We start from the raw sequence: 25922 nt of genomic DNA, 5'->3' as shown, positions 1-25922 counted from the left end.
TATATTCCTTTATGCGGGCGGTCGCACTGTTAAAGTGCTGATATCAAAAAAGATAAATAACACACAGGGGTGTTTATGATGTTTGCGAAAGTTCGTCGTCAATGGCTGTTGGGCGTGGTGAGCGTCGCGTTGGCCGCCGGTTTGGCAACTCAAGCCTACGCCGCCGACAATCTGCTGCAGCAGGTGAAACAGCGCGGCACGCTGATCGTCGGTCTGGAAGGCACCTATCCGCCGTTCAGCTTCCAGGGTGAAGACGGCAAATTGACCGGTTTCGAAGTGGATTTCGCCAACGCGCTGGCGGAACATTTGGGCGTGAAGGCCAAGCTGAACCCGACCAAGTGGGACGGCATGCTGGCTTCGCTGGAATCAAAACGCATCGATGTGGTGATCAACCAGGTGACCATCTCTGATGAGCGCAAGAAGAAATATGATTTCTCCACCCCTTACACCGTTTCCGGTATTCAGGCGCTGGTGAAAAAAGGCAACGAAGGCACCATCACCAAGCCGGAAGACCTGAAGGGCAAGAAGGTCGGCGTTGGCCTGGGCACCAACTATGAGCAATGGCTGCGCGCGAACGTGCAGGGTGTGGACGTGCGTACCTACGACGACGACCCGACCAAGTATCAGGATTTGCGCGTCGGCCGCATCAACGCCATTCTGGTGGATCGCCTGGCGGCGCTGGATCTGGTGAAGAAAACCGGCGATACGCTGGCGGTAGCCGGCCCGGCGTTCTCCCGCCAGGAGTCCGGCGTGGCGCTGCGCAAGAACAACCCGGAGCTGCTGGCCGCGATTGACCAGGCGATCGCCGAGATGCAAAAAGATGGCACGCTGGCGAAGATCTCCGAGAAATGGTTTGGCGCGGACGTAACTAAATAATGCACGAAAGTATTCAACTGGCGCTGGATTCAGCGCCATTTTTATTGAAGGGCGCAATACTGACGCTTCAGCTTAGCCTGGGCGGTATGGCGTTCGGCCTGTTGCTTGGTTTTCTGCTGGCGCTGATGCGCCTTTCGCCGCTTTGGCCGCTGGCGTGGCTGTCGCGCATTTACGTATCGCTGTTCCGCGGCACGCCGTTGATCGCCCAGCTGTTTATGATCTATTACGGTCTGCCGCAGTTCGGCATCGAGTTCGATCCTTTCCCGGCGGCGCTGATTGGCCTGTCGCTCAATACCGCCGCCTACACCTCGGAAACGCTGCGCGCGGCGATTTCGTCGATCGACAAAGGGCAGTGGGAAGCCGCCGCCAGCATCGGCATGACCCGTTGGCAAACCCTGCGCCGGGTGATCCTGCCGCAGGCGGCGCGCACCGCCTTGCCGCCGTTGGGCAACAGCTTCATCGGCCTGGTGAAAGACACCTCGCTGGCCGCCACCATTCAGGTGCCGGAGCTGTTCCGCCAGGCGCAGTTGATCACCTCGCGCACGCTGGAAGTGTTCACCATGTACCTGGCGGCATCGCTGATTTACTGGGTGATGGCGACCCTGCTTTCCGCACTGCAAAACCGTCTGGAAGCCCACGTCAATCGCCAGGATCAGGAGTAGCGCATGAGTGCCATTGAAGTTAAGCAATTGACCAAGCAGTTCAAGGGTCAGACGGTGCTGCATGGGATCGATCTGGCGGTGGACGCCGGCGAAGTGGTGGCGATCATCGGCCCAAGCGGTTCGGGGAAAACCACCTTGTTGCGCTGCATCAACCTGCTGGAGGAGCCGGATTCAGGCACCATTCGCGTCGGCGACATCCTGATCGACGGCAGCAAGCCGCTGAGCAAGCAGAAAAATCAGGTGCGCGCGCTGCGTCAGCAGGTCGGTTTCGTGTTCCAGAGCTTCAACCTGTTCCCGCATCGTTCGGTGCTGGAAAACATCATCGAAGGGCCGGTGGTCGTCAAGGGCGAGGCGAAAGCCAGCGCGGAACAGCGCGCCCGCGCGTTGCTGGCCAAGGTGGGGCTGAGCGGCAAGGAGCAGGCTTATCCGCGGCGGCTGTCCGGCGGCCAACAGCAGCGAGTGGCTATTGCGCGCGCGCTGGCGATGCAGCCGGAGGTGATTTTGTTCGATGAGCCGACGTCGGCGCTCGATCCCGAGCTGGTGGGGGAAGTGCTCAATACCATGCGCTCACTGGCGGAAGAGAAACGCACCATGGTGATAGTCACCCATGAGATGAGTTTCGCCCGCGACGTGGCCGACCGGGTTATCTTTATGGATCACGGCCGCATCGTCGAACAGGGCCCGGCCAAAGCGCTGTTCGCCAACCCGCAGCACCAGCGCACTCAGCAATTCCTCGACAAGTTCCGGAATCAGTAAGGCGGCGGGGGGAGCTTCCCCCGCCCGCATTTACTCCGCTTTCAACAATTCGTTTCGCGCTGCGGCGGCGAGAAACCTGCTGCGGCTGCCGTATCCCGGATGTTGCCGAACCCGAGAGTCAATGCGAATCGTAGCGGTCTGCTGCGGCTTTCAAGCAAACTAATTCGTTCTAAGCTCACCCTATTGTTATCGCCCATGAGGCGACACATCCTCATGCAAGGATAACAAGACGCTAACGGCTGACCGGGCTGCGGGCAATAAAAAACCCTGCACGAGTGCAGGGTTTGTGTAGCGGTGAGCCAATCAGGCGGCAATGTATGGCCGCCTTGACGATGCGTTAACCGATGGTCATCAGGCTGGCGTTACCGCCGGCGGCGGCAGTGTTGACGCTCAACGAACGTTCGATCAGCAGGCGCTCCAACAGGATGTTGGTTTCACCGTGGGCGAAGCCTTGCACCGAGACGATGGCGCCGCCGCGCTGCGCGATCTGCTCGCACAGGGTGCGCAGCTGGTCGGCATCACCGTGGTAGATGGCGGCGTCGAACTCGACCTTGTCCTGCTGCCAGTCTTTGCTGAAGGCGATGCGCGCCTGCACATCGTTCGGCAAGCGGCGGAACAGATTGCGCTGCAGTTCCGCTTCCGGCCACAGCGCGCTGCTGCCGACCGCCAGCACGGCGGCCAACTGGATCAGTGCGTCGGCTTCGTTATCCGCCAGGCACAGCACGCGTTCACGCGGCAGCAGGGCATAGGTATTGCGCTCGCCGGTCGGGCCCGGCAGCGGGCGTACGGTGCCGCCCTGGCCTAGCCCCGCATAGCGCTGCGCCAGTGCCGCCAGTTCGCCTTGTTGGCTGGTGACCGCCCATTTCTCCAGCGATTGCAGCGCGCCCAGCAGCTGCGGCCGCGCGGTGGCTTCCATCGGGCGCTCTTCGTCCTGACGGTGCAGCGTACGTTGCAGCGCGTCGTCCGGGCGGTTGGCCAGCAGACGGTACAGGTACAGCGGGCCGCCGGCTTTCGGGCCGGTGCCAGACAGACCTTCGCCGCCGAACGGCTGCACCCCGACCACCGCGCCAACCATGTTACGGTTGACGTACAGGTTGCCGACCTTGGCGCGTTCGGTCACCCGGGCGATGGTTTCATCGATACGGGTGTGAATGCCCAGCGTCAGGCCATAACCGGCGGCGTTGATCTGATCGACCAGCGCGTCCAGATTGTTGCGCTGGAAGCGCACCACGTGCAGCACCGGGCCGAAGATCTCTTTTTGCAGTTCGTCGAAGCTGTCGAGTTCGATCAGCGTCGGCTTGATGAAGGTGCCGCGCGCCCACTCTTTCTCATCCTGCGCGCTGCCTTTGGCGGCCTGGTACACCTTGCGGCCTTTGGCGCGCATCGCCTGGATGTGGCGTTCGATGCCGGTTTTGGCGTCGGCGTCGATCACCGGGCCCACGTCGGTAGACAGGCGCTCCGGGTTGCCCATGCGGCATTCGGCCATCGCGCCGCGCAGCATTTGCAGCGTGTGCTCGGCCACGTCTTCCTGAATGCACAGGATACGCAGCGCGGAGCAGCGCTGGCCGGCGCTGTCGAAGGCGGAGGCCACCACGTCGGTCACCACCTGTTCGGTCAGGGCGGAAGAGTCGACGATCATGGCGTTCAGGCCACCGGTTTCGGCGATCAGCGGCGTCGGGCGGCCCTGCGGATCCAGACGACCGGCGATGCTGCGCTGCAGAATACCGGCGACGTCGGTGGAGCCGGTAAACATCACGCCGCGTACGCGGGCGTCGTTGACCAGCGTTGAGCCGACGGTTTCACCCTGGCCCGGCAGCAGCTGCAGCACGCCTTGCGGAATGCCGGCTTCCAGCAGAATACGCACCGCCTGCGCGGCCACCAGCGGCGTTTGCTCGGCCGGTTTGGCCAGCACGCTGTTGCCGGCCGCCAGCGCGGCGGCGATTTGGCCGGTGAAGATCGCCAGCGGGAAGTTCCACGGGCTGATGCAGACCACCGGGCCCAGCGGGCGGTGGCTGTCGTTGGCGAAATCGTCGCGCACCTGGCCGGCGTAGTAGTGCAGGAAGTCGACCGCTTCGCGCACTTCGGCGATGGCGTTGTTGAAGGTTTTACCGGCTTCGCGCACCAGAATGCCCAGCAGGCTTTGCAGCTGGCTTTCCATCAGCTCGGCGGCGCGTTCGAGGATCGCGGCGCGCTCCGTCGGCGGCGTAGCGAACCAGATTGGGCCGGCGGCCGCGGCGGCGTCGAGCGCACGGCTGACTTCGCTTTCGGTGGCTTCACGCACGTAGCCGACCACATCGCCCGGCTCGGCCGGGTTGATCACCGGCTGTTCCACGCCCTGATCCAATTCGGCGTCGATGATAGGCTCCGCGCGCCACGGATGGCTGGCGCTGGTGAGCAGGGCGCTGGAGAGCGAAGCCAGACGCTGTTCGTTGGACAGATCCAGGCCGCTGGAGTTGGTGCGCTTCTCGCCGTACAGCTCGCGCGGCAGCGGAATGCGCGGATGCGGCAGGCCAATCTGGCCTTCGCTGGCCGCCAGTGCTTCCACGGCGCTGACCGGATCGGCCACCAGTTCGTCGAGCGGCAGGGTGGCGTCGGCGATGCGGTTGACGAACGAGGTGTTGGCGCCGTTTTCCAGCAGGCGGCGCACCAGGTAAGCCAGTAGCGTTTCATGGGTGCCGACCGGCGCATAGATGCGGCAAGGGCGGTTCAGTTTGCCGTCGGCCACTTTACCCACCACCTGTTCGTACAGCGGTTCACCCATGCCGTGCAGGCACTGGAACTCATACTGGCCAGGGTAGTAGTTGTTGCCGGCCAGGTGATAGATGGCGCTCAGGGTATGGGCGTTGTGGGTGGCGAACTGCGGATAGATCAGGTTCGGCACCGACAGCAGCTTGCGGGCGCAGGCCAGGTAGGAAACGTCGGTATAGACCTTGCGGGTGTAGACCGGGTAGCCTTCCAGGCCGTCCATCTGGGCGCGTTTGATTTCGCTGTCCCAGTAGGCGCCCTTCACCAGACGGATCATCAGGCGACGGCGGCTGCGTTGCGCCATGTCGATCACCGCGTCGATGGCGAACGGACAACGTTTTTGGTAGGCCTGAATCACGAAGCCGATGCCGTTCCAGCCGGCCAGCTGCGGTTCGAAGCACAGCTTCTCCAGCAGATCGAGCGAGATCTCCAGGCGGTCGGCCTCTTCGGCGTCGATGTTGATGCCGATATCGTACTGGCGTGCCTGCAGGGTCAGCGACAGCAGGCGCGGGTAGAGTTCTTCCATGACGCGTTCGTACTGCGCGCGGCTGTAGCGCGGGTGCAGGGCGGACAGCTTGATGGAGATGCCGGGGCCTTCATAGATGCCGCGGCCGTTGGAGGCTTTGCCGATGGCGTGGATCGCCTGCTGGTAGGAAACCAGGTAGGCCTGGGCGTCGGCCTCGGTCAGGGCGGCTTCGCCCAGCATGTCGTAGGAGTAGCGGAAGCCTTTATCTTCGAGCTTGCGCGCGTTGGCCAGCGCTTCGGCGATGGTTTCGCCGGTCACGAACTGTTCGCCCATCAGGCGCATCGCCATGTCCACGCCTTTGCGGATCAGCGGTTCGCCGCTCTTGCCGATAATGCGGTTCAGCGAACGGGACAGATTGGCTTCGTTATGCGTGGACACCAGTTTGCCGGTGAACAGCAGGCCCCAGGTAGCGGCGTTGACGAACAGCGACGGGCTGCGCCCAAGGTGCGAGTGCCAGTTGCCGTTGCTGATCTTGTCGCGGATCAGGGCATCGCGGGTCGGTTTGTCCGGAATGCGCAGCAGCGCTTCCGCCAGGCACATCAGCGCCACGCCTTCCTGCGAGGAGAGGGAGAACTCTTGCAGCAGGCCTTGCACCATGCCGGCGCGGCCGTTTGCACTTTTTTGGTTACGCAACTTCTCGGCGATGCCATAGGCCATTTTGTGAGTGGCCTGTGCAAGATCGGCGGGTAATCGCGCCTGTTCGAGCAACATCGGCACCGCTTCGGTCTCCGGGCGACGATAGGCGGCGGTGATGGCGGCGCGGGTGACCGACTGCGGCAGAATTTGTTCGGCGAAATCGAGGAATGGCTGGTGTGACTCTTCCTGCGCTTGCGGCATAATGTCGTCCGCTTCAGGCTGGCCCGCAGCGGCCAGCGCTGGAATTTCAGGAATATCGGAACCGCTCTCGAGACGCTCGAGGTAATTAAAGATGGCCTGCTTGATGAGCCAGTGCGGCGTGCGATCGATACGCTGTGCGGCGCTCTTGATCCGGTCGCGTGTTGCCTCGTCGAGTTTCACGCCCATTGTGGTAGTGCCCATGCCAATCCAACTCCTGTGTTTAGAACCTATCCCATCAGGCTAGACAAACAGCAGGCCGGAAAGCCTGTTGGGATAGGTTCGTGAGATGTGTGGGGTTAAGAATGCAGACAATATCCTGCATGTTGCAACTTTGTGCAACCTTGTTAAATCAGGCTGATGAGCGAAGTGTGAGTTTCATCGATTTTTTAACATCGGCAGTTGGCATGAATGTTGCGTTATTGAGCGAACGCGGCGGGGTTTATGCGGCCGCAGGCGTTTTACCGTGCGGTATATAAGGGTAATGACCGGGTGCAACTCATTTTGCTTGTCGTGAGTGCAACCTTCGGGCCCGGTAAATGTGACGCAGGGTAAACTTTGTGTAACTTTGTTGTTAAATATCTTGTTGGTTGATGAAAGGCTCATCTAGGATAACCGACGGTCAACAATTACGGGCAGAAACTATTTTACCTGCACTCGCTCGCAGGCTGCGCCACGTTCCGGCGCGGCGGCCAGTGAAATGCATTGCGCGTGGGTTTACCGGCGCCGGCGTGGCCGGAGCGAAACGCGAATAATAATGAAAGTGGAGAATTAAATGACAATGAGCACACCTATGCTGGTGACCTTCCTGGTGTACATTTTCGGGATGGTGCTGATCGGCCTGCTTGCCTACCGGGCAACCAACAACTTTGATGACTATATTCTCGGCGGCCGCAGTTTGGGCAGCGTGGTGACCGCGCTGTCCGCCGGCGCTTCCGACATGAGCGGCTGGCTGCTGATGGGCCTGCCGGGCGCCATCTTCCTCTCCGGCATCTCCGAAAGCTGGATCGCCATCGGCCTGACCATCGGCGCTTACCTGAACTGGAAGCTGGTGGCAGGAAGGCTGCGCGTGCATACCGAAGCCAACAACAACGCCCTGACGCTGCCGGACTATTTCACCAGCCGCTTTGAAGACAACAGCAAGCTGCTGCGGGTGATCTCGGCCATCGTCATCCTGGTGTTCTTCACCATTTACTGCGCCTCCGGCATCGTGGCCGGCGCGCGCCTGTTCGAAAGCACCTTCGGCATGAGCTACGAAACCGCCCTGTGGGCCGGCGCCGCAGCGACCATCCTCTATACCTTTATCGGCGGTTTCCTGGCGGTGAGCTGGACCGACACCGTGCAGGCCAGCCTGATGATTTTCGCGCTGATCCTGACGCCGGTGATCGTGATCTTCGCCGTCGGCGGCATCGATACTTCGATGCTGGTGATACAGGCGCAGAACCCGGCCAACCTCGACATGCTGAAGGGGCTGAACTTCGTCGCCATCCTGTCGCTGCTGGGTTGGGGCCTGGGCTACTTCGGCCAGCCGCACATCCTGGCGCGTTTCATGGCGGCGGATTCTCACCGCACCATCCGCAGCGCGCGCCGCATCAGCATGACCTGGATGATCCTGTGCCTGGCCGGCACCATCGCCGTCGGTTTCTTCGGCATCGCTTACTTCGCCAATAACCCGGATCAAGCCGGCAACGTGTCGCAGAACGGCGAACGCGTGTTCATCGAGCTGGCGATGCTGCTGTTCAACCCATGGGTGGCGGGCGTGCTGCTGTCGGCAATTCTGGCGGCGGTCATGAGTACCCTGAGCTGCCAGCTGCTGGTGTGTTCCAGCGCGATCACCGAAGACCTGTACAAGGCGTTCCTGCGCAAAGGCGCCAGCCAGCGTGAGCTGGTGTGGGTCGGCCGCGTGATGGTGCTGGTGGTGGCGTTGATCGCCATCGCGCTGGCGGCCAACCCGGAGAACCGCGTGCTGGGCCTGGTGAGCTATGCCTGGGCCGGTTTCGGCGCCGCCTTCGGCCCGGTGGTGCTGATCTCGGTGATGTGGTCGCGCATGACCCGCAACGGCGCGCTGGCCGGCATGCTGGTCGGCGCGGTGACGGTGATCGTCTGGAAACAGTACGAATGGCTGGGCCTGTATGAAATCATTCCGGGCTTTATTCTGGGCTGCCTCGCCATCGTGGTAGTGAGCCTGATGGGCCGCCGGCCATCCGCCACCATGACCGAGCGTTTCGATCAGGCGGAAGCCGAGTATAAAACGGTATAACGCCGTTCGATGTCAGTCAGCAAGGGGCGCGTAACGCGCCCTTTTTTTCGCCTGCCGATCGCCGTCATCCAACACCTGGTGACATTTGATTAGAAAAAATCACGCTGGCGCCTCTTGTATTTCTTCTTGGCAGAATGATAATCACTCTCGTTGCATTTTACGTTTCTTTACAGAGTTGCGCAGCGCATGTCGAGCCAGCTTTCTCTGCCGCCGCGGTCTTTTCAGGGGTGATTATTTATGTTTGTTCCCTTTCTTATCATGTTCCGTGAAGGGCTGGAGGCCGCGCTGATCGTCAGCCTGATCGCCAGCTACCTGAAACGCACGCAGCGCAGCCAATGGCTGGGCGCGGTGTGGATCGGCGTGATTGTCGCCGCGGCGCTGTGTCTGGCGCTCGGCATCTTCATCAATGAAACCACCGGCGAGTTCCCGCAGAAGCAACAGGAGCTGTTCGAAGGCATCGTCGCGGTGGTGGCGGTGGTGATCCTCACCTATATGGTGTTCTGGATGCGCAAAGTGTCCAAGTCGGTCAAGGTGCATCTGGAAGGGGCGATCGATCAGGCGCTCAGCGCCGGCAAAGGGCAGGGGTGGGCGCTGGTGGCGATGGTGTTCTTCGCCGTGGCGCGCGAAGGGCTGGAGTCGGTGTTCTTCCTGCTGGCGGCTTTCCAGCAAGACGTGGGCGCCGCGGCGCCGATCGGCGCGGTGCTCGGCCTGGCGGCCGCCATCGTGCTGGGCATGATGATTTACTGGGGCGGGGTGAAGCTGCACCTGGCCAAATTCTTCAAATGGACCAGCCTGTTCATTCTGTTCGTCGCCGCCGGCCTGGCCGCGGGGGCGATCCGCGCCTTCCATGAGGCTGGTTTGTGGAACCACTTCCAGGACATCGCCTTCGATTTCAGCAGCACCCTGTCGACCCATTCGCTGTTCGGCACCCTGCTGGAAGGCATTCTCGGTTATCAGGAAGCGCCGACGGTCAGCGAAGTGGCCGTCTATTTCCTGTATCTGATCCCGGCGCTGATTTTCTTTTTCCTGCCGCAGCGCGCGGAGCCGGCAGCGGCCCCGGCGCAACGTAAAATCAATCATTAATGTGTAATAGGGAATCTCGTATGTCTACTCCGTTATTTCGCCGCAAGGCGTTGCACGCAGCATTACTGGCTATCCCGGCGTTTGCGCTGAGCATCGATGCGCTGGCGGCGGACGTGCCGCAGGTCAAGGTCACGGTCAACGACAAGCAGTGCGAACCGATGCAGCTGACCGTGTCGGCTGGCAAGACGCAGTTTGTGGTGCACAACACCAGCCAGAAAAACGTCGAATGGGAAATCCTGAAAGGGGTGATGGTGGTGGAAGAGCGCGAGAACATCGCGCCGGGCTTCACCCAGAAAATGACCGCCACGCTGGAAGCGGGCGAATATGATATGACCTGCGGGCTGCTGAGCAATCCAAAAGGCAAACTGACCGTCACTGCGGCGGCCAACGGCGCCACCGACGGCAAGCCGAGCGCGCTGGATCTGGTTGGCCCGATCGCCGAATACAAAGTCTACGTCACCAAAGAAGTCGATGGGCTGGTGAAACAGACCAAGCTGTTCACCGACGCGGTGAAGGCCGGCAACGTGGAGCAAGCGCGCAAGCTGTATGCGCCGACCCGTCAGCACTATGAGCGCATCGAGCCGATCGCCGAGCTGTTCTCCGATCTGGACGGCAGCATCGACGCCCGTGAAGACGACTACGAGAAGAAATCGGCGGACCCTAACTTCACCGGTTTCCACCGTCTGGAGAAGGCGCTGTTTGCCGACAACTCGACCAAAGACATGGATAAATACGCCGATCGGCTGTATCAGGACACCGTTGAGCTGCAAAAACGCGTGGGTGAACTGACCTTCCCGCCGAGCAAGGTGGTGGGCGGCGCAGCCGGGCTGATCGAAGAAGTGGCGGCCAGCAAGATCAGCGGTGAAGAAGACCGCTATAGCCGCACCGACCTGTGGGATTTCCAGGCCAACGTCGACGGCGCGCAGAAGATCGTTAACCTGCTGCGTCCGCTGCTGGTCAAGGCCAACAAGCCGCTGCTGGACAAGATTGACGCCAACTTCAAAACCGTGGACACCATTTTGGCGAAGTACAAAACCAAAGAGGGCTATGAGTCCTACGAGAAGCTGAGCGAAGCCGATCGCAACGCGTTGAAAGGGCCGATCACCACGCTGGCGGAAGACCTTTCCCAACTGCGCGGCGTGTTGGGCCTGGACTGAGGCATACGGTTATGAGCAACAAGGCAGGCCCGAATAACGGGCCTCATCTGCAATCGCAAGGGGCGGCATCGCCTTCGCGGCGCCGTTTGCTGCAAGGGCTGGGGCTGGGCGCACTGGCGCTGGGCGGCAGCCGCCTGGCGCAGGCGGCGGGCAACGCGGCGGAGCCGTTGGCGACGCCGCAGGATGAGCGTTGGCAGAAACAGCCGTTTTATGGTCGCCATCAGGCCGGGGTGCTGACGCCGCAACAGGCGGCGATGATGCTGGTGGCGTTCGACGTGCTGGCGACCAGCAAAGCGGATCTGGAGCGTCTGTTCCGGCTGCTGACCGATCGCATCGCGTTCCTGACCCACGGCGGCAAGGCGCCGGAAGTGGATGCCAAGCTGCCGCCGCTCGATTCGGGCATCATGGGGCCGGAGATTTACCCGGACAACCTGACCATCACCGTTTCGGTCGGCGCATCGCTGTTTGACGAACGCTTTGGCCTGCAGGCGCAAAAACCGCTGCGGTTGCAGAAGATGACGCGCTTCCCCAACGATGCGCTGGACGCCGCGCTGTGCCACGGCGACCTGTTGCTGCAGATTTGCGCCAACACCAATGAAACCGCTCTCCACGCGCTGCGGGATATCATCAAGCATTCGCCGGATCTGCTCAGCGTGCGCTGGAAGCGGGAAGGGTTCATCTCGGCGCATGCGGCGCGCAGCAAAGGCAAAGAAACGCCGATTAACCTGCTGGGCTTCAAAGACGGCACCGCCAACCCGAAAACCGACGACACACCGCTGATGGATAAAGTGGTGTGGGTCGGCGACGGCGCCGGCGAGCCGGCGTGGACGGCGGGCGGCAGCTACCAGGCGGCGCGCATTATTCGCTTCCGCGTCGAGTTTTGGGATCGCACGCCGTTGCAGGAGCAGGAAACCATCTTTGGCCGCGAAAAGCACAGCGGCGCGCCGCTCGGTATGAAGCATGAACATGACGAGCCGAACTACGCGAACGATCCCGACGGCAAGGTGATACCGATGGACGCGCACATCCGGTTGGCTAACCCCCGCACGCCGGAAAGCCAAAGCAACCTGATGCTGCGGCGTGGCTACAGCTATTCCCTTGGCGTCTCCAATGCCGGGCAGCTGGAAATGGGGCTGCTGTTCGTCTGCTATCAGGCCGATCTGGAAAAAGGATTTCTGACGGTGCAAAAAAGGCTCAACGGCGAAGCGCTGGAGGAATACATCAAGCCGATCGGCGGCGGGTATTTCTTTGTATTGCCGGGTGTGAAAGAGGGCGGCGACTATCTGGCCAGCGGCTTGCTCAAGGCCTGAGTGCGCAATGACGAGGCGCGATCTTCCGCCTCGTTTTACTTTGTATTGCCTATTGCGCGGGACATTGCGCGACGAAGTTCAATTCGATGCTTTGCCTGCGGATTAAAAAAATCTGCACGGCTCACCGGCTTTGTATTGCGCAAAATTTAATCGATAAACCAAAGTGTCATTTGCGGTTTTTAATTGCAATTTATTGATATTTTTGGGGTAAAAATTTTTCTGGAATGACGTGTCGAGCGTGATATAGTGTTTTAGCGCTAACTGAAAACAAAAGACATTAAATTTTTTTACATTTTAGTAACGCGACGAGATTGAATGTCATTATACTGTAATCATCTGGCGGTAGTTTTCACACGGTGCACAGCTTGAAGCTGTAAATATCACTGCGGGGATCGCTAATGGTAAAGTCCTTGGTTGGGCTGGAAAGAAAAAATAACACATCTCCCCTGATTTCTCGTTGTAACGAGGGTTATCCCTCCGACTCTCTTTTACCGGCAACTCCGCACTCTTATCGCTACCGAATCTCATCACTTTTTACTCCACGTTTACAGATGCAGTCCGCGTTGTCCCGTGAAGACACGGCGCTTAAGCGTTGCCGTCAATTCACCTTGTCCCTTGGCTCTTATTGGCTCGGAGGAGGCCAAAACCTAATACGTGTGTGAAACATAATCGCGCGGCCAGGCCGTTGCGGTAGGTGAAACAAACTGTAAGGTGCCACTATGGGTAGACAGAAAGCAGTGATCAAAGCACGTCGTGAAGCGAAACGCGTTATTCGTCGTGACGCTCGTAGTCATCGCCAGCTGGAAGAAGAGTCTGTGACCTCGCTGGTGCAAATGGGGGGAGTCGAGTCTATCGGCATGGCGCGAGACAAGCGCGATAGCTCACCCATCGAGGCTAGAACCGAAGCTCAGGGTCATTACTTATCAGCCATAGAGAATAAGCAGCTGATCTTCGCCACCGGCGAAGCCGGCTGTGGCAAAACATTCATCAGCGCCGCCAAGGCGGCGGAGGCGCTGATTCATAAAGAGGTGGATCGGATTATCGTTACCCGTCCTGTTTTGCAGGCGGATGAAGACCTCGGTTTCTTACCGGGGGATATCTCCGAGAAGTTCGCGCCTTATTTCCGCCCGGTGTATGACATTCTGGTACGTCGTTTAGGATCTTCCTTTATGCAGTACTGCCTGCGCCCGGAAATCGGCAAGGTAGAGATTGCGCCGTTCGCTTATATGCGCGGGCGCACCTTCGAAAATGCGGTCGTTATCCTGGATGAAGCCCAGAATGTGACCGCCAGCCAAATGAAAATGTTCCTGACCCGCCTGGGAGAAAACGTGACGGTTATCGTTAACGGCGACGTGACCCAGTGCGACTTGCCGCGCGGCGTGAAATCCGGCCTCAGCGATGCATTGGAGCGCTTCGAAGAGGACGAGATGATCGGCGTTATCCGCTTTGAAAAACAGGACTGCGTGCGTTCCGCTTTGTGCCAGCGCACGCTCAACGCTTACAGTTAACCTATCCGCTACTGGAAAGGCCGCTTCGGCGGCCTTTTTTATCGCCCCTCATTTATCATTTCGTTTAACCTTTGTGTAAATTATTGTGGTTTTTTGTATAGATTTTCGTTGAGTTAGCGTTAATGATTAATGGGTTCCAGATTGGCGCGCAATTTGCCTGTGCCGCCAAAAGGACATTATCTGGGGTGTGCGCCGCGCGGCGCATAGCGTGTAGGTTCCTTGATGCGATTCAAACATGAAATACATCGTTCTGATTTTGCTTATTTTATGCGTCGTCTATGTGCATTACCGCGGACGGGTGCGCTACAACGTGTGGCGGCAGCTGTCTGACCATTCCACCTTTACCGCACCATTGAACGTCTTCATGTATCTGTTTTCCCGCGTGCCGACCACGCCGTACCTGAAGCCGGAACAGTTTCCTGAGCTGGCGGTGTTGAGAGATAACTGGGAAACCATCCGCGACGAAGGACAGAAGCTGATGGAGATCCAGCAGATCAAGGCGTCCGATCAATTCAACGACGCCGGTTTCAACTCTTTTTTCAAGACCGGTTGGAAGCGCTTTTATCTGAAATGGTATGAAGACAGCCATCCCTCCGCTATGACCCTGTGCCCGCAGACCACGGAATTGCTGCGCAGCCTGCCTTCCGTCAAGGCGGCGATGTTCGCCGAACTGCCGGACGGCAGCCGTTTGCCGCGCCACCGCGACCCTTACGCCGGTTCGCTGCGTTATCACCTGGGGCTGATTACCCCCAATGATGACCGCTGCTTCATTGAGGTGGACGGCGAGCGCTACAGCTGGCGCGACGGGGAAGGCGTGATGTTCGATGAAACCTATCTGCACTACGCGGAAAACCAGAGCGGGCAGAACCGTCTGATCCTGTTCTGCGACATCGAACGGCCGATGCGCTACCGCTGGGCGCAGGCGGTGAACCACTGGCTGGGGCGCAATCTGATGAGCGCCGCCACCGCGCCGAATGAAGAGGGCGATCGCACCGGCGGCGTCAACAAGATGTTCAAATACATCTATGCGATACGCCGGGTGGGGAAACGCCTAAAGGCCTGGAATCGCACCGGTTACTACATCATCAAGTGGATTTTGTTCGGGGGGATCGCCGCGGCGATATTCTTCTCGGTATAAACGAAGGCGGGGGCGCACGGTGTGCGCCCCTTTTTGATCAGGCGAAGATAGTCATCATGTAGGCGGCGAACAGCGCCAGGTGGGCGGTGCCGTTCAGCACGTTGGTGCGGCCGGTCGAGAACGACAGCTGGCACAGCAGCAACACCGTCAGCATCACCACGATATGCGGCGTTTGCAGGCCGAAGATCAGCGTCTGCCCGGTCAGGGTGGCGATGATGGTGACCGCCGGCACGGTCAGGGATATGGTCGCCAGCACCGAGCCGAAGAACAGGTTCATGGCGCGTTGCACCTGATTGTTCAACACGGCGCGCAGCGCACCCAGCCCTTCAGGCGACAGGATCAGCAGCGCCACCAGGAAACCGGTGAACTGCGCCGGCGCGTTCATTTTGGTCAACAGACCTTCCAGCGGATTGGCGTTGAACTTGGTGACGGCGATAACCGCGATCAGGTGCACGATGAGCCAGGCGGCATGCCAGGCGCTGCTGTGGGAAGAAGGCTTGCCGTGATGCGGGTCGCCGTCGTCGTCTTCATGCTCGTACACGAACAGGCTCTGGTGGGTTTTGGTCTGGATCACCAGGAACACGCCATACATGGCGGCGGAGATCAGCGCCACCAACAGCGCTTGCCCGGTGCTGAAGTTGCCGCCCGGCAGCGCGCTCGGGAATACCAGCACGATCACCGCCAGCGGGAAAATCGCCATCAGGTACTGTTTGATGCCGCCCAGATTGACGTACTGGGTGGCGAATTTGCGCCCGCCGAGCAGCAGCGCGAAGCCGACCAGGCCGGCGGAAACGATCATGATGATGGAGTACAGCGTGTCGCGCATCAGCGCCGGCGCGGCGTCGCCGGTGGCCATCAGCGCCGAGATCAGGCTGACCTCGAGGATCACCACCGAAAGGCTGAGGATCAGCGAGCCGTAGGGTTCGCCCAACCGGTGAGCCAGCACGTCGGCGTGGCGCACCACGCTGAAGGCGCTGCTGAGGATCCCCACCAGCGCGAGAATATTGATGCCGACGATCAGCGGAAAGTTAGCGGTGCTGCTCCACAGATTCAACACCACCAGCGCGGCGATGGGAAAGATCAGCGAGTATTCGGTGTGGCGAGATTTGGTGGATCGGCCAGGATCGTGTTGCGACTTCATGAGGGTGGCACTCCTTCTCAAACAGCGTAGCCCGTCGGCGCCGGTCGCCGTGGCACGGCAACTCTGCGTTTCCAGTAGGTATTTTATATTAGGATACACCCGCGGCGCCGGTGTGATGTTGTTTTTATCTGAGAAAGCAATTGCTTGCTTTATGTGATCAGGGTAGCAAAAAAACCGCACGGGGTGCGGTTTTATTTACTTACTTTTACGCAGTAACGCCAATTTTTAACGTTAGATTTGAGAAAAGTTGTGTTTACTCATTTACCGCTTGGTTAATCAAGGAAAATGAGACCGTCAGTCATCAATATTATCCATGATTTCATGCCGTTTATTGTGGTAACCCTCTTCATTTAGCCCCTCACGCCAGTAAGGTACGGCATAAAGACGATTGCGATCGCATTGGCGTTCACGGCGCAGGTAGCGGCGCAACCCCACCACCAGGCGATCTTCACCGGCGAGCCAGAAGTGCGCTTCGCCCTGCGGCAGGGACTGTGCGCGGAACTGAGCGATCAGTTCGTCGGTTTTCTCCGTGCCGCCGACGATCCAATTCACTTCAACATCAGCGGGTTTTTTCAGGTCAATTATGTCAGCGGTGCTGTCGACGCGGACGAAAGCGCGCCCGGCGCTGTGCTGCGGCAGGTTTTCCAGCAGCGCGGCCAGCGCAGGCAGCGAGGAAGGATCGCCCGCCAGGCAGTAGAAATCGGCCGCCGGCAGCATCGGTTTGGGGCCGCCCGGGTTGCTGATGCCGATTTTATCGCCGATTTTCGCCTGGCGCGCAAAGTCGACCGCTGGGCCTCGGTGATCGTGAATCGCAAATTCGATGTCCACTTCCGCCTGTTCCGGGCGCACGGCGCGAATGGAATAGGTGCGCACGATCGGGCGCACGGCGTCCGCGGCCCAGCGCGGGCCGTTTTCGGTCAGCGTCGGCAGATCCGGCTGAGTTTGGTCGGCGAGCGGCAAAAAGACTTTGATGTGCGCAGCGGCGGCGTTGGCCGGGTAGTAGCGCAAATCGGGCGCGGTAAAGGTGATGCGGCGCAGGTGCGGCGTAATGTCCTGTACGGCGCTGACGGCGATCAGGTAGGGGGCGCGTGAGCGAGGGGCTTCGGTAGTCACGGGGATCTCCTTATAGTTCGTTTGGCGGTGAGTATACCATGCCGTTTGATAATGAGAATTGTTTGCTCATTGAGGCGCAATCGCCTGTGAGCTAGGCTTAAGGTTCACGCAATACGCACGGGAGGACGTGATGCCATACCAAGACACGAACGACTTGCCGGACAATGTGAAGCATGTGCTGCCGGCCCATGCGCAGGCGATTTATAAAGAAGCGTTCAACAGCGCCTGGCAACAATATCGGGATCCTGAAGATCGACGCGGTGACGCCGGCCGGGAAGAGACGGCGCACAAGGTGGCCTGGGCAGCGGTCAAACAAAGCTATCGCAAGGGCGACGATGAGCGCTGGCACAAAAAGTAACGCCTTTCATGCCCGGTAAAAATCGCGCAGACGTTATGCTGACCTCGGCAATTAATATTATTGCTGCTCAGTACAAATACTTTTCCACGTTAACGCCGCTTTGCAACTTGATTGCGCGGTGGGAAAAGAATATGGTCATTATTAATCGGCGCGGTTATTGAATTAATAAAATTCCGCACCAAAAAATAAAATTGCAAAGGTTCAGTAGTGGCGAGGGAGGACGAGAAATCGTATTCCCGGGAGGTTGTAACAGTGTTAACGCGAGATTTTCTGCAAAAAGCGGATTGCAAAACCGCCTTTGGCGCTATTGAGGAATCGCTGTTGCTGACGCCTGAGCAGCGCGCAGCCTCGTTGGCGTGCACATTATCGCGCCGGCCGAATCACAGCCCGGTATGGGTATTCGGTTACGGTTCGCTGATGTGGAATCCGGTTTTCGAATCGGAAGAAGTGCGGCCTGCCATGCTGCAGGGTTGGCATCGGGCGTTCTGCATGCGTTTGACCGCCGGGCGCGGCACGCTGCATCAGCCGGGGCGCATGCTGGCGCTGAAAGAGGGCGGCCAGACCACCGGATTGGCATTTCGTCTGCCGGAAGGCAAGCTGCGCGAAGAGCTGGAACTGCTCTGGAAGCGCGAGATGATCACCGATTGCTATGTGCCGACCTGGTGCGAACTGCAGTTGGATGGCGGAGAGACCGTTACGGCGCTGGTGTTCGTGATGAACGCGCAGCATCCGCTGTTTGAAGCAGACACCAGCCACCAGGTGATCGCGCCATTGATCGCCAGCGCCAGCGGCCCGCTGGGCACCAACGCGCAATACCTGTTTGCGCTGGATAACGAGCTGAAGCACCACGGCATGCAGGATGATTGCATCGGCGATCTGGTGCGTTACGTGCAGCAATGGTTGCAGCAGAACCGGCCCGGCGCTTTCGGGGCCGAGGCCACGGCCTGAGGCGTTGGCAGGGCGGCAAACAGTGAAGGGCTCAGCATGCTGAGCCCTTTTTCATATATCTAATACCTCTATTTAATAACTTTATTCTGCATGATTATTTAAGGCTTCTTTTTTGTGTGGTTATTTATCTCGTTATTTTTAAAGCCATTCATCATTTTCCTCCGTCTTCACACCCCGAGAGTCACGATAAATAATTCACTTAGTATTAAATTGCATAACTAAAGGCTATTTCTTATTTGTTCAGCCACGCAGGACTCCGTATCAATATGGCAGACGCTACCGCAAGAAACAGGGAGACGGGGATGAACTTTCAACAATTAAAAATTATTCGCGAATCGGCGCGCTGCAACTACAACCTGACCGAGGTCGCCAATACCTTATTTACTTCGCAGTCCGGCGTCAGCCGGCATATTCGCGAGCTGGAAGAAGAGCTGGGCATCGAAATATTCATTCGCCGCGGCAAACGGCTGCTGGGCATGACCGAGCCCGGCAAAGAGCTGCTGGTGGTGGCGGAACGCATTCTCAACGACGCCAACAACATCCGTCGCCTGGCGGACGTCTTCAGCAGCAACGATTCGGGGCAGCTGCATATCGCGACGACGCACACCCAGGCGCGCTACAGCCTGCCGGGGGTGATCAAAGAGTTTCGCGCGCTTTATCCACGGGTGCGGGTGGTGCTCAATCAGGGCAGCCCCGAAGAGATCGTCTCGATGCTGGCCGCCGGCGAAGCCGATATCGGCATCGCCAGCGAGCGGCTGATGAGCGACGAGTCGCTGGCGGCATTCCCGTACTACCGCTGGCATCACACCATTTTGGTGCCGGAAGGGCACGAGTTGACGCGCCAGCCGCAGGTGACGCTGGAGATGCTCAGCACCTTGCCGCTGATCACTTACCGCCAGGGCATTACCGGGCGCGCGAAGCTGGATGCGGCGTTCAAAGCGGCGGGCCTGACGCCGGACATCGCGCTCAGCGCGCAGGATTCCGACGTAATTAAAACCTACGTCGAATTGGGATTGGGCGTGGGCGTGCTGGCGGACATGTCGTATGAAAAAGAGCGCGATCGCGGGTTGGTGAGCCTCAACGCAGAGCACCTGTTTGAACCCAATACGGTATGGCTGGGCCTCAAGCGCAGCCAGCTGCAGCGCAACTATGCCTGGCGCTTTATCCAACTGTGCAACCCGACGCTGTCGCTGACCGAAATCAAGGACAAGGTCTTCTCGTCGCAGCTGGATGCGGTGATTGACTACCAGATTTAGTCGGACAGCTGGGCCCCGCCGGATTGCCACGGGGAAGGGGGATTAGTCGTCGGTACGTTCGATCAGGTGACGTTTACTTTTTCTGAACGGGCCGATGGCTTCCCATTCCGGGAGTTCTTCAGGTGGACGCGGGTTGGCCATCTCCCAGCGATGGTGTTGGCGCAAAATCTCGATGGCGATGCGTTTTTGCTCTTGAATGGAGAGCGTAGGGTCGGTCAGATCCTTATTTTCCATTTTGGCTTCCTTTCTGCACGTTATTTATACGCACCTTATCACATTTGGCCCCGTACTTTTCCAGCGATTGTATGTACTTTTTCAGTGCGTTGAAGCTGGTTTTACATGTCATGGTTCCGGGTATCACCTCAAAGGCGGCCTGACGAGTATACAGCGCCAACACGCGGTGATTGATTGCGTGGCTGATAAGTATGTCCGGCGGAGGCACCGGCGTCAGCCTCTGCTCTTGCAGGTTCAGGCCATACAGATACAGTACCTGCAAGCAGTTGCGCAGCATATTGCCTTTCAGTGGATGTTGCGCTTCACGCAGGGAGAAATTCTCCAACGCGACAAGTTCGATAACGTTCTCTGCCTGGAGATAACGGCACAGGCAAAATCCGGCGCGGCTCAGCGGGCTGGCCATTTGCCGATAGACGAAAGCGAAACTCATCGGCGTTTGGGCATGATATTTAAAAAGAGAGCGCCAATTTAACGTATGCCCGTTTTTTCTGCCTTTTTGCCAGCGCCGGTCTTGTACCGTCAGACGAGTCATAAACAGATCCGACTCAAGCAGGACGCTGTTCATGTCTGCCAGCGTTTGCTCTATCGCTCTCTCATGCCGGTGTGAGACGCCATTTTCCGATGGATGGTTTTCCATTTTCCCGTCCCTTGGGTGACCGAACTGACGTTAATCACCCAATGAAACAGACTCAAACCCCGCGTTTCACCGCTGCGAACTGCGCCGCAAAGACAGTTATCCATTGCGGCCAGCTGCCGTGAGCGTGCGATCTGGCGTGCAATACTCTCTCTAATAATCAAAATCCCATCTATATACATAAAAAGAATATCTATAGTGATTTAAGTACCTTCAGCTGCCGATCGTGCTCGCATACACTCGCGAAATTATTATAAATTCCATCCGCTTGGAGAGTTTCAGATGAAAGCGCTCGTTCCTTCTTTGCTGTTTTTAGCCGTGGTGGCCAGCGTTAACGCGCAGGCGGCGACGCCGGCCAACACGCTGGTGATCGCGCAGTCTATCGATGACGTGGTCAGCTTTGACCCGGCCCAGGGATTTGAGTTAACCACGGTGCAGTCGTTCAACAGCCTGTATCAACGTCTGATCCAGTCCGATCCGCACAACCCTATCGATCTCAAGCCAACCCTGGCCAGCAGCTGGCAGGCCGGCGCCGACAATCGCAGCCTGACTTTCAGTCTGCGCCCGGACGCCAGGTTCGCCAGCGGCAATCCGCTGCGGCCGGAAGACGTGATCTTCTCGCTTTCACGGGTGGTAAAACTGAATCTGGAGCCGTCGTTTATCCTGACGCAGCTGGGTTGGAACGCGAAGAACGTGGAGCAACACCTGAGCAAGGTGGATGACCACCAGGTAAAAATCAGCTGGAGTGAAAACGTCAGCCCGGCCTTCGTGCTCAGCCTGCTGTCGGCGCCGGTATCGTCGATCGTCGACGCCAAAGAGGCGCTGGCGCACCAGCAGGGCGACGATCTGGGGCACCAATGGTTGAACAGCCACTCCGCCGGCAGCGGCCCTTACAAAATCCGCACCTATGTGCCACACGAGGTGGTGGTGCTGGACGCCAACCCAGGCTCGCCGGAAGGGGCGCCGACGCTGAAAACCATCCTGATCAAAAACGTGCCCGATCCGGCCGCGCGCCGTTTGCTGATCGAGCAGGGCGATGCCGATATCGCGCGCAACCTGGGGGCAGACCAGATGGCGGCCCTGAAGGGTAAGCCGGGCGTCAAACCGTTGGCCATTCCTTACGCCTCACTTTATTTCCTGCAGTTCAACGCCAAGGCGTCGCCGGCGCTCGGCAATCCGGCGTTCTGGGAGGCGGCGCGCTGGCTGTTCGATTACCAAGGCATCGCCGACGATCTGCTGAAAGGGCAGTTCCAGAGCCATCAGGCATTCCTGCCGGACGGTTATCTGGGTGCGCTCAAGGATCAGCCGTACAGCTTCAATCCACAGAAAGCCAAAGAAATACTGGCCAAAGCGGGGCTCAGCAACGTCAGTTTCCGTCTGGACGTCAACAACCAGCCGCCGTACCTGGATATCGCCCAGGCGTTGCAGGCCAGTTTTGCCCAGGGCGGCGTGAAGGTGGAACTGGTGCCGGGCATCAGCTCGCAGGTCTCCACCAAGGTGAAAACGCTTAACTACGATGCGACGCTGACTTCCTGGGGGCCGGATTATTTCGACCCTAACACCAACGCCGCAGCCTTCGCCTACAACCCGGAAGACGGCAGCAAGACGCTGGCCTGGCGCGCCAACTGGCAGATCCCGGCGCTGAGCAAGCTGACGCTGGCCGCCACCGCGGAAAACGACACCGCCAAACGGGTGGCCGACTACCAGCAACTGCAAAAACAGGTGCAGCAAAGCTCGCCGTTCGTCATCGGCCTGCAGGCGCGCAGCCTGATTGCGGTGCGCGACAACCTCAAGGGCTATGTGCAGGGCATCAACCCTGACATGGTGTTCTACAGCAAGGTCAGCAAGTAATGGCCGCTGAACTGTCCGCCTCCGCCGGGGCGGCCCGGCGGTATTGGCGCTGGGGCGGGCGGCTGCTCGGCGGCGCGCTGTCGCTGGCGTTGACGTTGCTTGGCCTGCTGCTGTTCACCTTCATGCTGTCGCATCTGGCGCCGATCGATCCGGCGCTGCAGGTGGCGGGCGATCATGCCAGCGAAGCCACCTACGCACAGGTGCGGCATGAGTTGGGGTTGGATCAGCCGTTGCCGGTGCAGTTTTGGCGTTATCTGGTGCACCTGGCGCACGGCGATTTGGGTATTTCGCGCATAACCGCCCAGCCGGTGTTGAGCGATTTGCTGCGTACCTTCCCGGCGACGGTGGAGCTGGCCACCTGCGCCATTATCCTCGGCGCCCTCGGCGGCATTACGCTGGCGTTTCTGGCGGTGCTCAAACCGGGCAGCTGGCTGGATAACGCGGCGCGTTTGCTGTCGCTGATCGGTTATTCGGTGCCGATTTTCTGGCTGAGCCTGCTTGGGCTGCTGCTGTTCTACGCCACGCTGCACTGGTCGGCGGGGCCGGGGCGGCTGGACGACATCTACCTGTACAGCATGGAGCCGCGCAGCGGTTTCGTGTTGATCGACAGCTGGCTGTCCGGCGATCGCGACATGTTCTACAACGCCATCGGCCACCTGTGGTTGCCGGTAGTGGCGTTGGCGCTGTTGTCGATGGCGGGCATTACTCGGTTGCTGCGGGCGGCGATGCTGGAAGAGTGCAACAAGGAATACGTGACGCTGGCGCGTTCCAAGGGGGCCGGGCGCCTGCGCATTCTGCTGCGCCATGTGTTTCCCAACGTGCTGGGCACGCTGATCACCGTACTGTCTCTCTCCTACGCCAGCCTGCTGGAGGGGGCGGTATTGACCGAAACGGTGTTCGCCTGGCCCGGCGTCGGGCGTTACCTGACCTCGGCGCTGTTTGCCGCCGATACGCCGGCGATCCTTGGCGCCACGCTGCTGATCGGCACCTGTTTCGTGCTGTTGAATGCGCTGGCCGACGCCTTGACCTATTTAGTGGATCCGCGAACCCGATGAGCCAATATCTCTCTGAACACGAACCGCAAAGCGAGCCAGCCGTCGGTTACCGCCGTGGCCGGCGCCTGACCACGCTGACGCTGGGCGCGGCGCTGGTGGCGATTCTGATCGTCACCGCGCTGCTGGCCCCGTGGCTGGCGCCTTTCGATCCCAATCTGCAGCATATCGAGCTGCGGTTACTGCCGCCTTCCGCCGCACATTGGCTGGGCACCGACGGTTTTGGCCGCGACTTGCTCTCCCGCGTGATTTACGGCGCGCGGCCGACGCTGATTCTGGTGTCGCTGATTCTGGTGTTGACCATTCCCATCGGCCTGCTGGTCGGCATTGGCGCCGGTTACCTCGGCGGCTGGGTAGAGCGCATTTTGATGCGCCTGACCGACATTTTTCTGTCGCTGCCGAGCCTGGTGATCGCGCTGGCGTTTGTGGCGGTCATGGGGCCGGGGCTGATGAACGGCGCGCTGGCGCTGGCATTGACCAGCTGGCCGGCCTTTGCCCGCCAGGCGCGGGCCGAAACCCTGGCGCTGCGCCGCAGCGACTATCTGGCGGCGGCGCGCATGCAGGGCATCAACGGGCTGCGGCTGATGGTCGGCCACATTTTGCCTTTATGCCTGCCGAGCGCGGTGGTGCGCGCGGCGCTCAGCCTGGGCGGCATCATCCTGTCCGCTGCCGGTCTGGGGTTCCTCGGCATGGGCGTCGCGCCGCCGACCGCCGAATGGGGCTCGATGGTGGCCGAAGGCAGTAAAGTGATTTTCGACCAATGGTGGGTCGCCGCCGCGCCGGGCGGGGCGATCCTGTTCGCCAGCCTGGCGTTTAACCTGCTGGGCGATGGCCTGCGCGACAAAATGGATCCTCGTCATGGGCACTGATAACACCTTATTGACCGTCGAACGGTTGGCGATCGGCGTGCCGGGGCCACAGCCGGTGGCGCTGGTGAAGCATATTTCATTCAGCATGGGGCGGGAGCGGCTGGCGCTGGTCGGTGAGTCCGGCTCCGGCAAATCGTTGACCGCGCGTGCGCTGATGGGGCTATTGCCGCCGCCGTTGCAGCTGCAGGCGCAGCGCCTGACGCTGGGCGATGAAGACTTGACGCGCCTGAGCGAGCGCCAGTGGAGCAGGCTGCGCGGCGACCGAGTGGCGATGGTGATGCAAGATCCCAAGCATGCGCTGAATCCCAATCAGCCGATCGGCCGTCAGGTGGAGGAGCCGCTGGTGCTGCATGCGAAGCTGAGCCGCGCCGAGCGGCGTGAAAAAGTGTTGGAGATGCTGGCTGCGGTGGGCTTGCCCGATCCGGCTGCGCTGTGCCGCCGCTATCCGCATCAGCTCTCCGGCGGCATGGGGCAGCGGGTGATGCTGGCCATTGCGTTGATCAACGATCCGCAGCTGTTGATTGCCGACGAACCGACTTCGGCGCTGGATCACCAGATGCGCGATCAGGTGCTGCAGCTGATAGAAAACCTGGTGGCGCAACGCAATATGGGGCTGATCCTGATCAGCCACGATTTGCAGCAGGTGGCGCACCACTGCGAGCGGGTGCTGGTGATGTACAAAGGCGAGCTGTTGGATCAGCTGCCGGCAGCAGAGCTGGCGCAGGCCTCGCATCCTTATACCCGCACGCTGTGGGCGTGCCGGCCGAGCCGCGAGACGCGCGGCAAACCGCTGCCGGTGCTGGATCGCGCGCTGTTGGAGACGTTGAAATGAGCGTGATTGCACTGGAGAACCTGAGCGTCAGTCATCGCCAGGGCTACGAACTGCGCACCGTGGTGCATGAGGTTAACCTGCGCATCGAACCGGGCGAGTGTTTCGGGCTGGTGGGGCCTTCCGGCTGCGGCAAGTCCTCGTTGCTGTGGGTGCTGGCCGGGCTGAATGGCAGCTGGCAGGGCGGCTTTGAGTTGCTGGGGCGGCGCCTGCAGCCGGGCCAGGCGTTTACCGGCGAACTGCGGCGCGAGGTGCAGATGGTGTTTCAGGATCCCTATGCTTCGCTACACCCCAAGCACCGGCTTTTGCGTACGCTGTCGGAGCCGCTCAAACTGCTGCAGGAAAGCGACATCGAACGTAAAATCAGCGCGGGCTTTCGCCAGGTGGGGTTGGATCCGCGCCTGCTGGAGCGCTACCCGCATCAGCTGTCGGGCGGCCAGCGTCAGCGTGTGGCGATCGTGCGCGCATTGTTGCTGCGGCCGAAGCTGCTGTTGCTGGATGAACCGACCTCGGCGTTGGACATGTCGGTGCAGGCGGAGATCCTCAACCTGCTCAACGAGCTGAAACAGGCGGGCGATCTGACGATGGTGCTGGTCAGCCACGATGCGGACGTGATTGACCACATGTGCGATCGTTCGGTGGCGATGGCGCACGGCCGCATCATCGTTTGACCCTATGCCCGCCAACGCGGCGGGCATATCCATCCTGGTAATAAATAAAGCAATTTATCGTCGTTCTTCCGTTAATTCTTACCCCCTACACTCGAAAAACAGCGCAACCGC

At 59.8% G+C, this 25922-nt stretch carries 22 protein-coding genes and 1 pseudogene; 17 read left to right on the top strand and 6 right to left on the bottom strand.

Going from position 1 to position 25922, the window contains the following annotated elements; genetic code table 11:
- The first annotated feature begins 75 nt into the window (after window positions 1-75).
- Genes tcyJ through tcyN form a run of 3 tightly spaced genes read left to right on the top strand, consistent with a single transcriptional unit; the run spans window position 76 to window position 2294 of the window.
- Complete coding sequence (tcyJ, locus tag ACK3CV_RS15195; RefSeq protein WP_033634965.1) at window positions 76-876, top strand: cystine ABC transporter substrate-binding protein; 801 nt, start codon at window positions 76-78, stop codon at window positions 874-876.
- Entirely contained in the window at window positions 876-1538 is a 663-nt protein-coding gene (gene tcyL, locus ACK3CV_RS15190; protein WP_033634963.1) for a cystine ABC transporter permease, read from the top strand. The genes tcyJ and tcyL overlap by 1 nt, the downstream gene beginning before the upstream one ends.
- A 3-nt stretch (window positions 1539-1541) precedes the next feature.
- Window positions 1542-2294: an L-cystine ABC transporter ATP-binding protein TcyN gene (gene tcyN, locus ACK3CV_RS15185; protein ID WP_033647754.1), complete on the top strand. Its 753-nt coding sequence runs from the start codon at window positions 1542-1544 to the stop codon at window positions 2292-2294.
- Between the two features lie 30 nt (window positions 2295-2324).
- Here tcyN and ACK3CV_RS15180 read toward each other — a convergent pair.
- Both ACK3CV_RS15180 and putA read right to left on the bottom strand, forming a co-directional pair.
- A pseudogene (locus ACK3CV_RS15180) lies at window positions 2325-2420 on the bottom strand (type II toxin-antitoxin system HicB family antitoxin); the annotation flags it as partial.
- Between the two features lie 211 nt (window positions 2421-2631).
- Window positions 2632-6603 carry a trifunctional transcriptional regulator/proline dehydrogenase/L-glutamate gamma-semialdehyde dehydrogenase gene (putA, locus tag ACK3CV_RS15175; protein ID WP_164037554.1) on the bottom strand — a complete coding sequence of 1324 codons (3972 nt, stop codon included), beginning with the start codon at window positions 6601-6603 and terminating at the stop codon, window positions 2632-2634.
- Between the two features lie 571 nt (window positions 6604-7174).
- Between putA and putP the strand changes: the two genes are divergently transcribed.
- The 6 genes from putP to lpxO all read left to right on the top strand — a co-directional run bounded on the left by putP (window position 7175) and on the right by lpxO (window position 14855).
- Entirely contained in the window at window positions 7175-8659 is a 1485-nt protein-coding gene (putP, locus tag ACK3CV_RS15170) for a sodium/proline symporter PutP (protein ID WP_060425873.1), read from the top strand.
- 237 nt (window positions 8660-8896) lie between these two features.
- Window positions 8897-9742 carry an iron uptake transporter permease EfeU gene (gene efeU, locus ACK3CV_RS15165; protein WP_033634959.1) on the top strand — a complete coding sequence of 282 codons (846 nt, stop codon included), beginning with the start codon at window positions 8897-8899 and terminating at the stop codon, window positions 9740-9742.
- 20 nt (window positions 9743-9762) lie between these two features.
- Complete coding sequence (gene efeO, locus ACK3CV_RS15160) at window positions 9763-10899, top strand: iron uptake system protein EfeO (protein WP_041035588.1); 1137 nt, start codon at window positions 9763-9765, stop codon at window positions 10897-10899.
- 11 nt (window positions 10900-10910) lie between these two features.
- Complete coding sequence (gene efeB, locus ACK3CV_RS15155; RefSeq protein ID WP_164037552.1) at window positions 10911-12209, top strand: iron uptake transporter deferrochelatase/peroxidase subunit; 1299 nt, start codon at window positions 10911-10913, stop codon at window positions 12207-12209.
- A gap of 719 nt (window positions 12210-12928) precedes the next feature.
- Entirely contained in the window at window positions 12929-13717 is a 789-nt protein-coding gene (gene phoH, locus ACK3CV_RS15150) for a phosphate starvation-inducible protein PhoH (RefSeq protein ID WP_015378226.1), read from the top strand.
- Between the two features lie 235 nt (window positions 13718-13952).
- Complete coding sequence (lpxO, locus tag ACK3CV_RS15145) at window positions 13953-14855, top strand: lipid A hydroxylase LpxO (protein WP_033634956.1); 903 nt, start codon at window positions 13953-13955, stop codon at window positions 14853-14855.
- Between the two features lie 37 nt (window positions 14856-14892).
- On the opposite strand, the gene chaA is transcribed toward lpxO, so the two are convergent.
- Window positions 14893-15996: a sodium-potassium/proton antiporter ChaA gene (gene chaA / locus ACK3CV_RS15140; protein ID WP_033647747.1), complete on the bottom strand. Its 1104-nt coding sequence runs from the start codon at window positions 15994-15996 to the stop codon at window positions 14893-14895.
- Between the two features lie 294 nt (window positions 15997-16290).
- Window positions 16291-17109, bottom strand: coding sequence for a siderophore-interacting protein (locus ACK3CV_RS15135; RefSeq protein WP_033653656.1), 819 nt, complete (start codon window positions 17107-17109; stop codon window positions 16291-16293).
- A gap of 130 nt (window positions 17110-17239) precedes the next feature.
- Here ACK3CV_RS15135 and chaB point away from each other — a divergent pair, with 130 nt between their 5' ends.
- From chaB to cbl, 3 genes are all read left to right on the top strand, one after another.
- Window positions 17240-17467, top strand: coding sequence for a putative cation transport regulator ChaB (gene chaB, locus ACK3CV_RS15130; protein WP_033647745.1), 228 nt, complete (start codon window positions 17240-17242; stop codon window positions 17465-17467).
- A 252-nt stretch (window positions 17468-17719) separates the two neighbouring features.
- A complete protein-coding gene (locus ACK3CV_RS15125) occupies window positions 17720-18415 on the top strand; it encodes a gamma-glutamylcyclotransferase (protein ID WP_074026781.1) in 696 nt (231 codons plus the stop codon).
- Window positions 18416-18717: 302 nt separating this feature from the next.
- Entirely contained in the window at window positions 18718-19671 is a 954-nt protein-coding gene (gene cbl / locus ACK3CV_RS15120; RefSeq protein WP_033634950.1) for an HTH-type transcriptional regulator Cbl, read from the top strand.
- Between the two features lie 42 nt (window positions 19672-19713).
- On the opposite strand, the gene ACK3CV_RS15115 is transcribed toward cbl, so the two are convergent.
- Both ACK3CV_RS15115 and ACK3CV_RS15110 read right to left on the bottom strand, forming a co-directional pair.
- On the bottom strand, window positions 19714-19905 hold the full coding sequence (locus ACK3CV_RS15115) for a hypothetical protein (protein WP_033634949.1): 192 nt from the start codon (window positions 19903-19905) through the stop codon (window positions 19714-19716).
- Window positions 19895-20542 (bottom strand): hypothetical protein, encoded by a 648-nt coding sequence (locus ACK3CV_RS15110; protein WP_074026780.1) that lies wholly within the window; start codon window positions 20540-20542, stop codon window positions 19895-19897. Before ACK3CV_RS15110 ends, ACK3CV_RS15115 begins: the two co-directional genes overlap by 11 nt.
- A gap of 279 nt (window positions 20543-20821) precedes the next feature.
- On the opposite strand from ACK3CV_RS15110, the gene ACK3CV_RS15105 reads away from it, so the two are divergent.
- Genes ACK3CV_RS15105 through ACK3CV_RS15085 form a run of 5 tightly spaced genes read left to right on the top strand, consistent with a single transcriptional unit; the run spans window position 20822 to window position 25811 of the window.
- Window positions 20822-22390: an ABC transporter substrate-binding protein gene (locus ACK3CV_RS15105; RefSeq protein WP_074026779.1), complete on the top strand. Its 1569-nt coding sequence runs from the start codon at window positions 20822-20824 to the stop codon at window positions 22388-22390.
- The gene (locus ACK3CV_RS15100) at window positions 22390-23445 is read left to right on the top strand and encodes an ABC transporter permease (protein WP_033647742.1); all 1056 of its coding nucleotides are present in this window, start codon (window positions 22390-22392) and stop codon (window positions 23443-23445) included. The genes ACK3CV_RS15105 and ACK3CV_RS15100 overlap by 1 nt, the downstream gene beginning before the upstream one ends.
- Window positions 23442-24311 carry an ABC transporter permease gene (locus ACK3CV_RS15095; RefSeq protein ID WP_033647740.1) on the top strand — a complete coding sequence of 290 codons (870 nt, stop codon included), beginning with the start codon at window positions 23442-23444 and terminating at the stop codon, window positions 24309-24311. Before ACK3CV_RS15100 ends, ACK3CV_RS15095 begins: the two co-directional genes overlap by 4 nt.
- A complete protein-coding gene (locus ACK3CV_RS15090; protein WP_164140866.1) occupies window positions 24301-25143 on the top strand; it encodes an ABC transporter ATP-binding protein in 843 nt (280 codons plus the stop codon). The genes ACK3CV_RS15095 and ACK3CV_RS15090 overlap by 11 nt, the downstream gene beginning before the upstream one ends.
- Window positions 25140-25811, top strand: a complete 672-nt coding sequence (locus tag ACK3CV_RS15085; protein WP_033634942.1) for an ABC transporter ATP-binding protein — start codon at window positions 25140-25142, stop codon at window positions 25809-25811. The genes ACK3CV_RS15090 and ACK3CV_RS15085 overlap by 4 nt, the downstream gene beginning before the upstream one ends.
- The last annotated feature ends 111 nt before the right edge of the window (window positions 25812-25922 follow it).

It is taken from the genome of Serratia sp. TSO36 (assembly GCF_057808395.1).
Note: the sequence above shows the minus strand (reverse complement) of the source record. Positions and strands in the feature narration are given on the sequence as shown.

Coding starts and splice junctions, on each gene's coding strand:
- tcyJ (WP_033634965.1), top strand. CDS start 76: ATGATGTTTGCGAAAGTTCGTCGTCAATGGCTGTTGGGCGTGGTGAGC.
- efeU (WP_033634959.1), top strand. CDS start 8,897: ATGTTTGTTCCCTTTCTTATCATGTTCCGTGAAGGGCTGGAGGCCGCG.
- ACK3CV_RS15095 (WP_033647740.1), top strand. CDS start 23,442: ATGAGCCAATATCTCTCTGAACACGAACCGCAAAGCGAGCCAGCCGTC.
- ACK3CV_RS15110 (WP_074026780.1), bottom strand. CDS start 20,542: ATGGAAAACCATCCATCGGAAAATGGCGTCTCACACCGGCATGAGAGA.
- phoH (WP_015378226.1), top strand. CDS start 12,929: ATGGGTAGACAGAAAGCAGTGATCAAAGCACGTCGTGAAGCGAAACGC.
- ACK3CV_RS15100 (WP_033647742.1), top strand. CDS start 22,390: ATGGCCGCTGAACTGTCCGCCTCCGCCGGGGCGGCCCGGCGGTATTGG.
- ACK3CV_RS15115 (WP_033634949.1), bottom strand. CDS start 19,905: ATGGAAAATAAGGATCTGACCGACCCTACGCTCTCCATTCAAGAGCAA.
- chaB (WP_033647745.1), top strand. CDS start 17,240: ATGCCATACCAAGACACGAACGACTTGCCGGACAATGTGAAGCATGTG.
- chaA (WP_033647747.1), bottom strand. CDS start 15,996: ATGAAGTCGCAACACGATCCTGGCCGATCCACCAAATCTCGCCACACC.
- ACK3CV_RS15085 (WP_033634942.1), top strand. CDS start 25,140: ATGAGCGTGATTGCACTGGAGAACCTGAGCGTCAGTCATCGCCAGGGC.
- tcyL (WP_033634963.1), top strand. CDS start 876: ATGCACGAAAGTATTCAACTGGCGCTGGATTCAGCGCCATTTTTATTG.
- cbl (WP_033634950.1), top strand. CDS start 18,718: ATGAACTTTCAACAATTAAAAATTATTCGCGAATCGGCGCGCTGCAAC.
- ACK3CV_RS15105 (WP_074026779.1), top strand. CDS start 20,822: ATGAAAGCGCTCGTTCCTTCTTTGCTGTTTTTAGCCGTGGTGGCCAGC.
- tcyN (WP_033647754.1), top strand. CDS start 1,542: ATGAGTGCCATTGAAGTTAAGCAATTGACCAAGCAGTTCAAGGGTCAG.
- ACK3CV_RS15090 (WP_164140866.1), top strand. CDS start 24,301: ATGGGCACTGATAACACCTTATTGACCGTCGAACGGTTGGCGATCGGC.
- efeO (WP_041035588.1), top strand. CDS start 9,763: ATGTCTACTCCGTTATTTCGCCGCAAGGCGTTGCACGCAGCATTACTG.
- efeB (WP_164037552.1), top strand. CDS start 10,911: ATGAGCAACAAGGCAGGCCCGAATAACGGGCCTCATCTGCAATCGCAA.
- putA (WP_164037554.1), bottom strand. CDS start 6,603: ATGGGCACTACCACAATGGGCGTGAAACTCGACGAGGCAACACGCGAC.
- putP (WP_060425873.1), top strand. CDS start 7,175: ATGACAATGAGCACACCTATGCTGGTGACCTTCCTGGTGTACATTTTC.
- lpxO (WP_033634956.1), top strand. CDS start 13,953: ATGAAATACATCGTTCTGATTTTGCTTATTTTATGCGTCGTCTATGTG.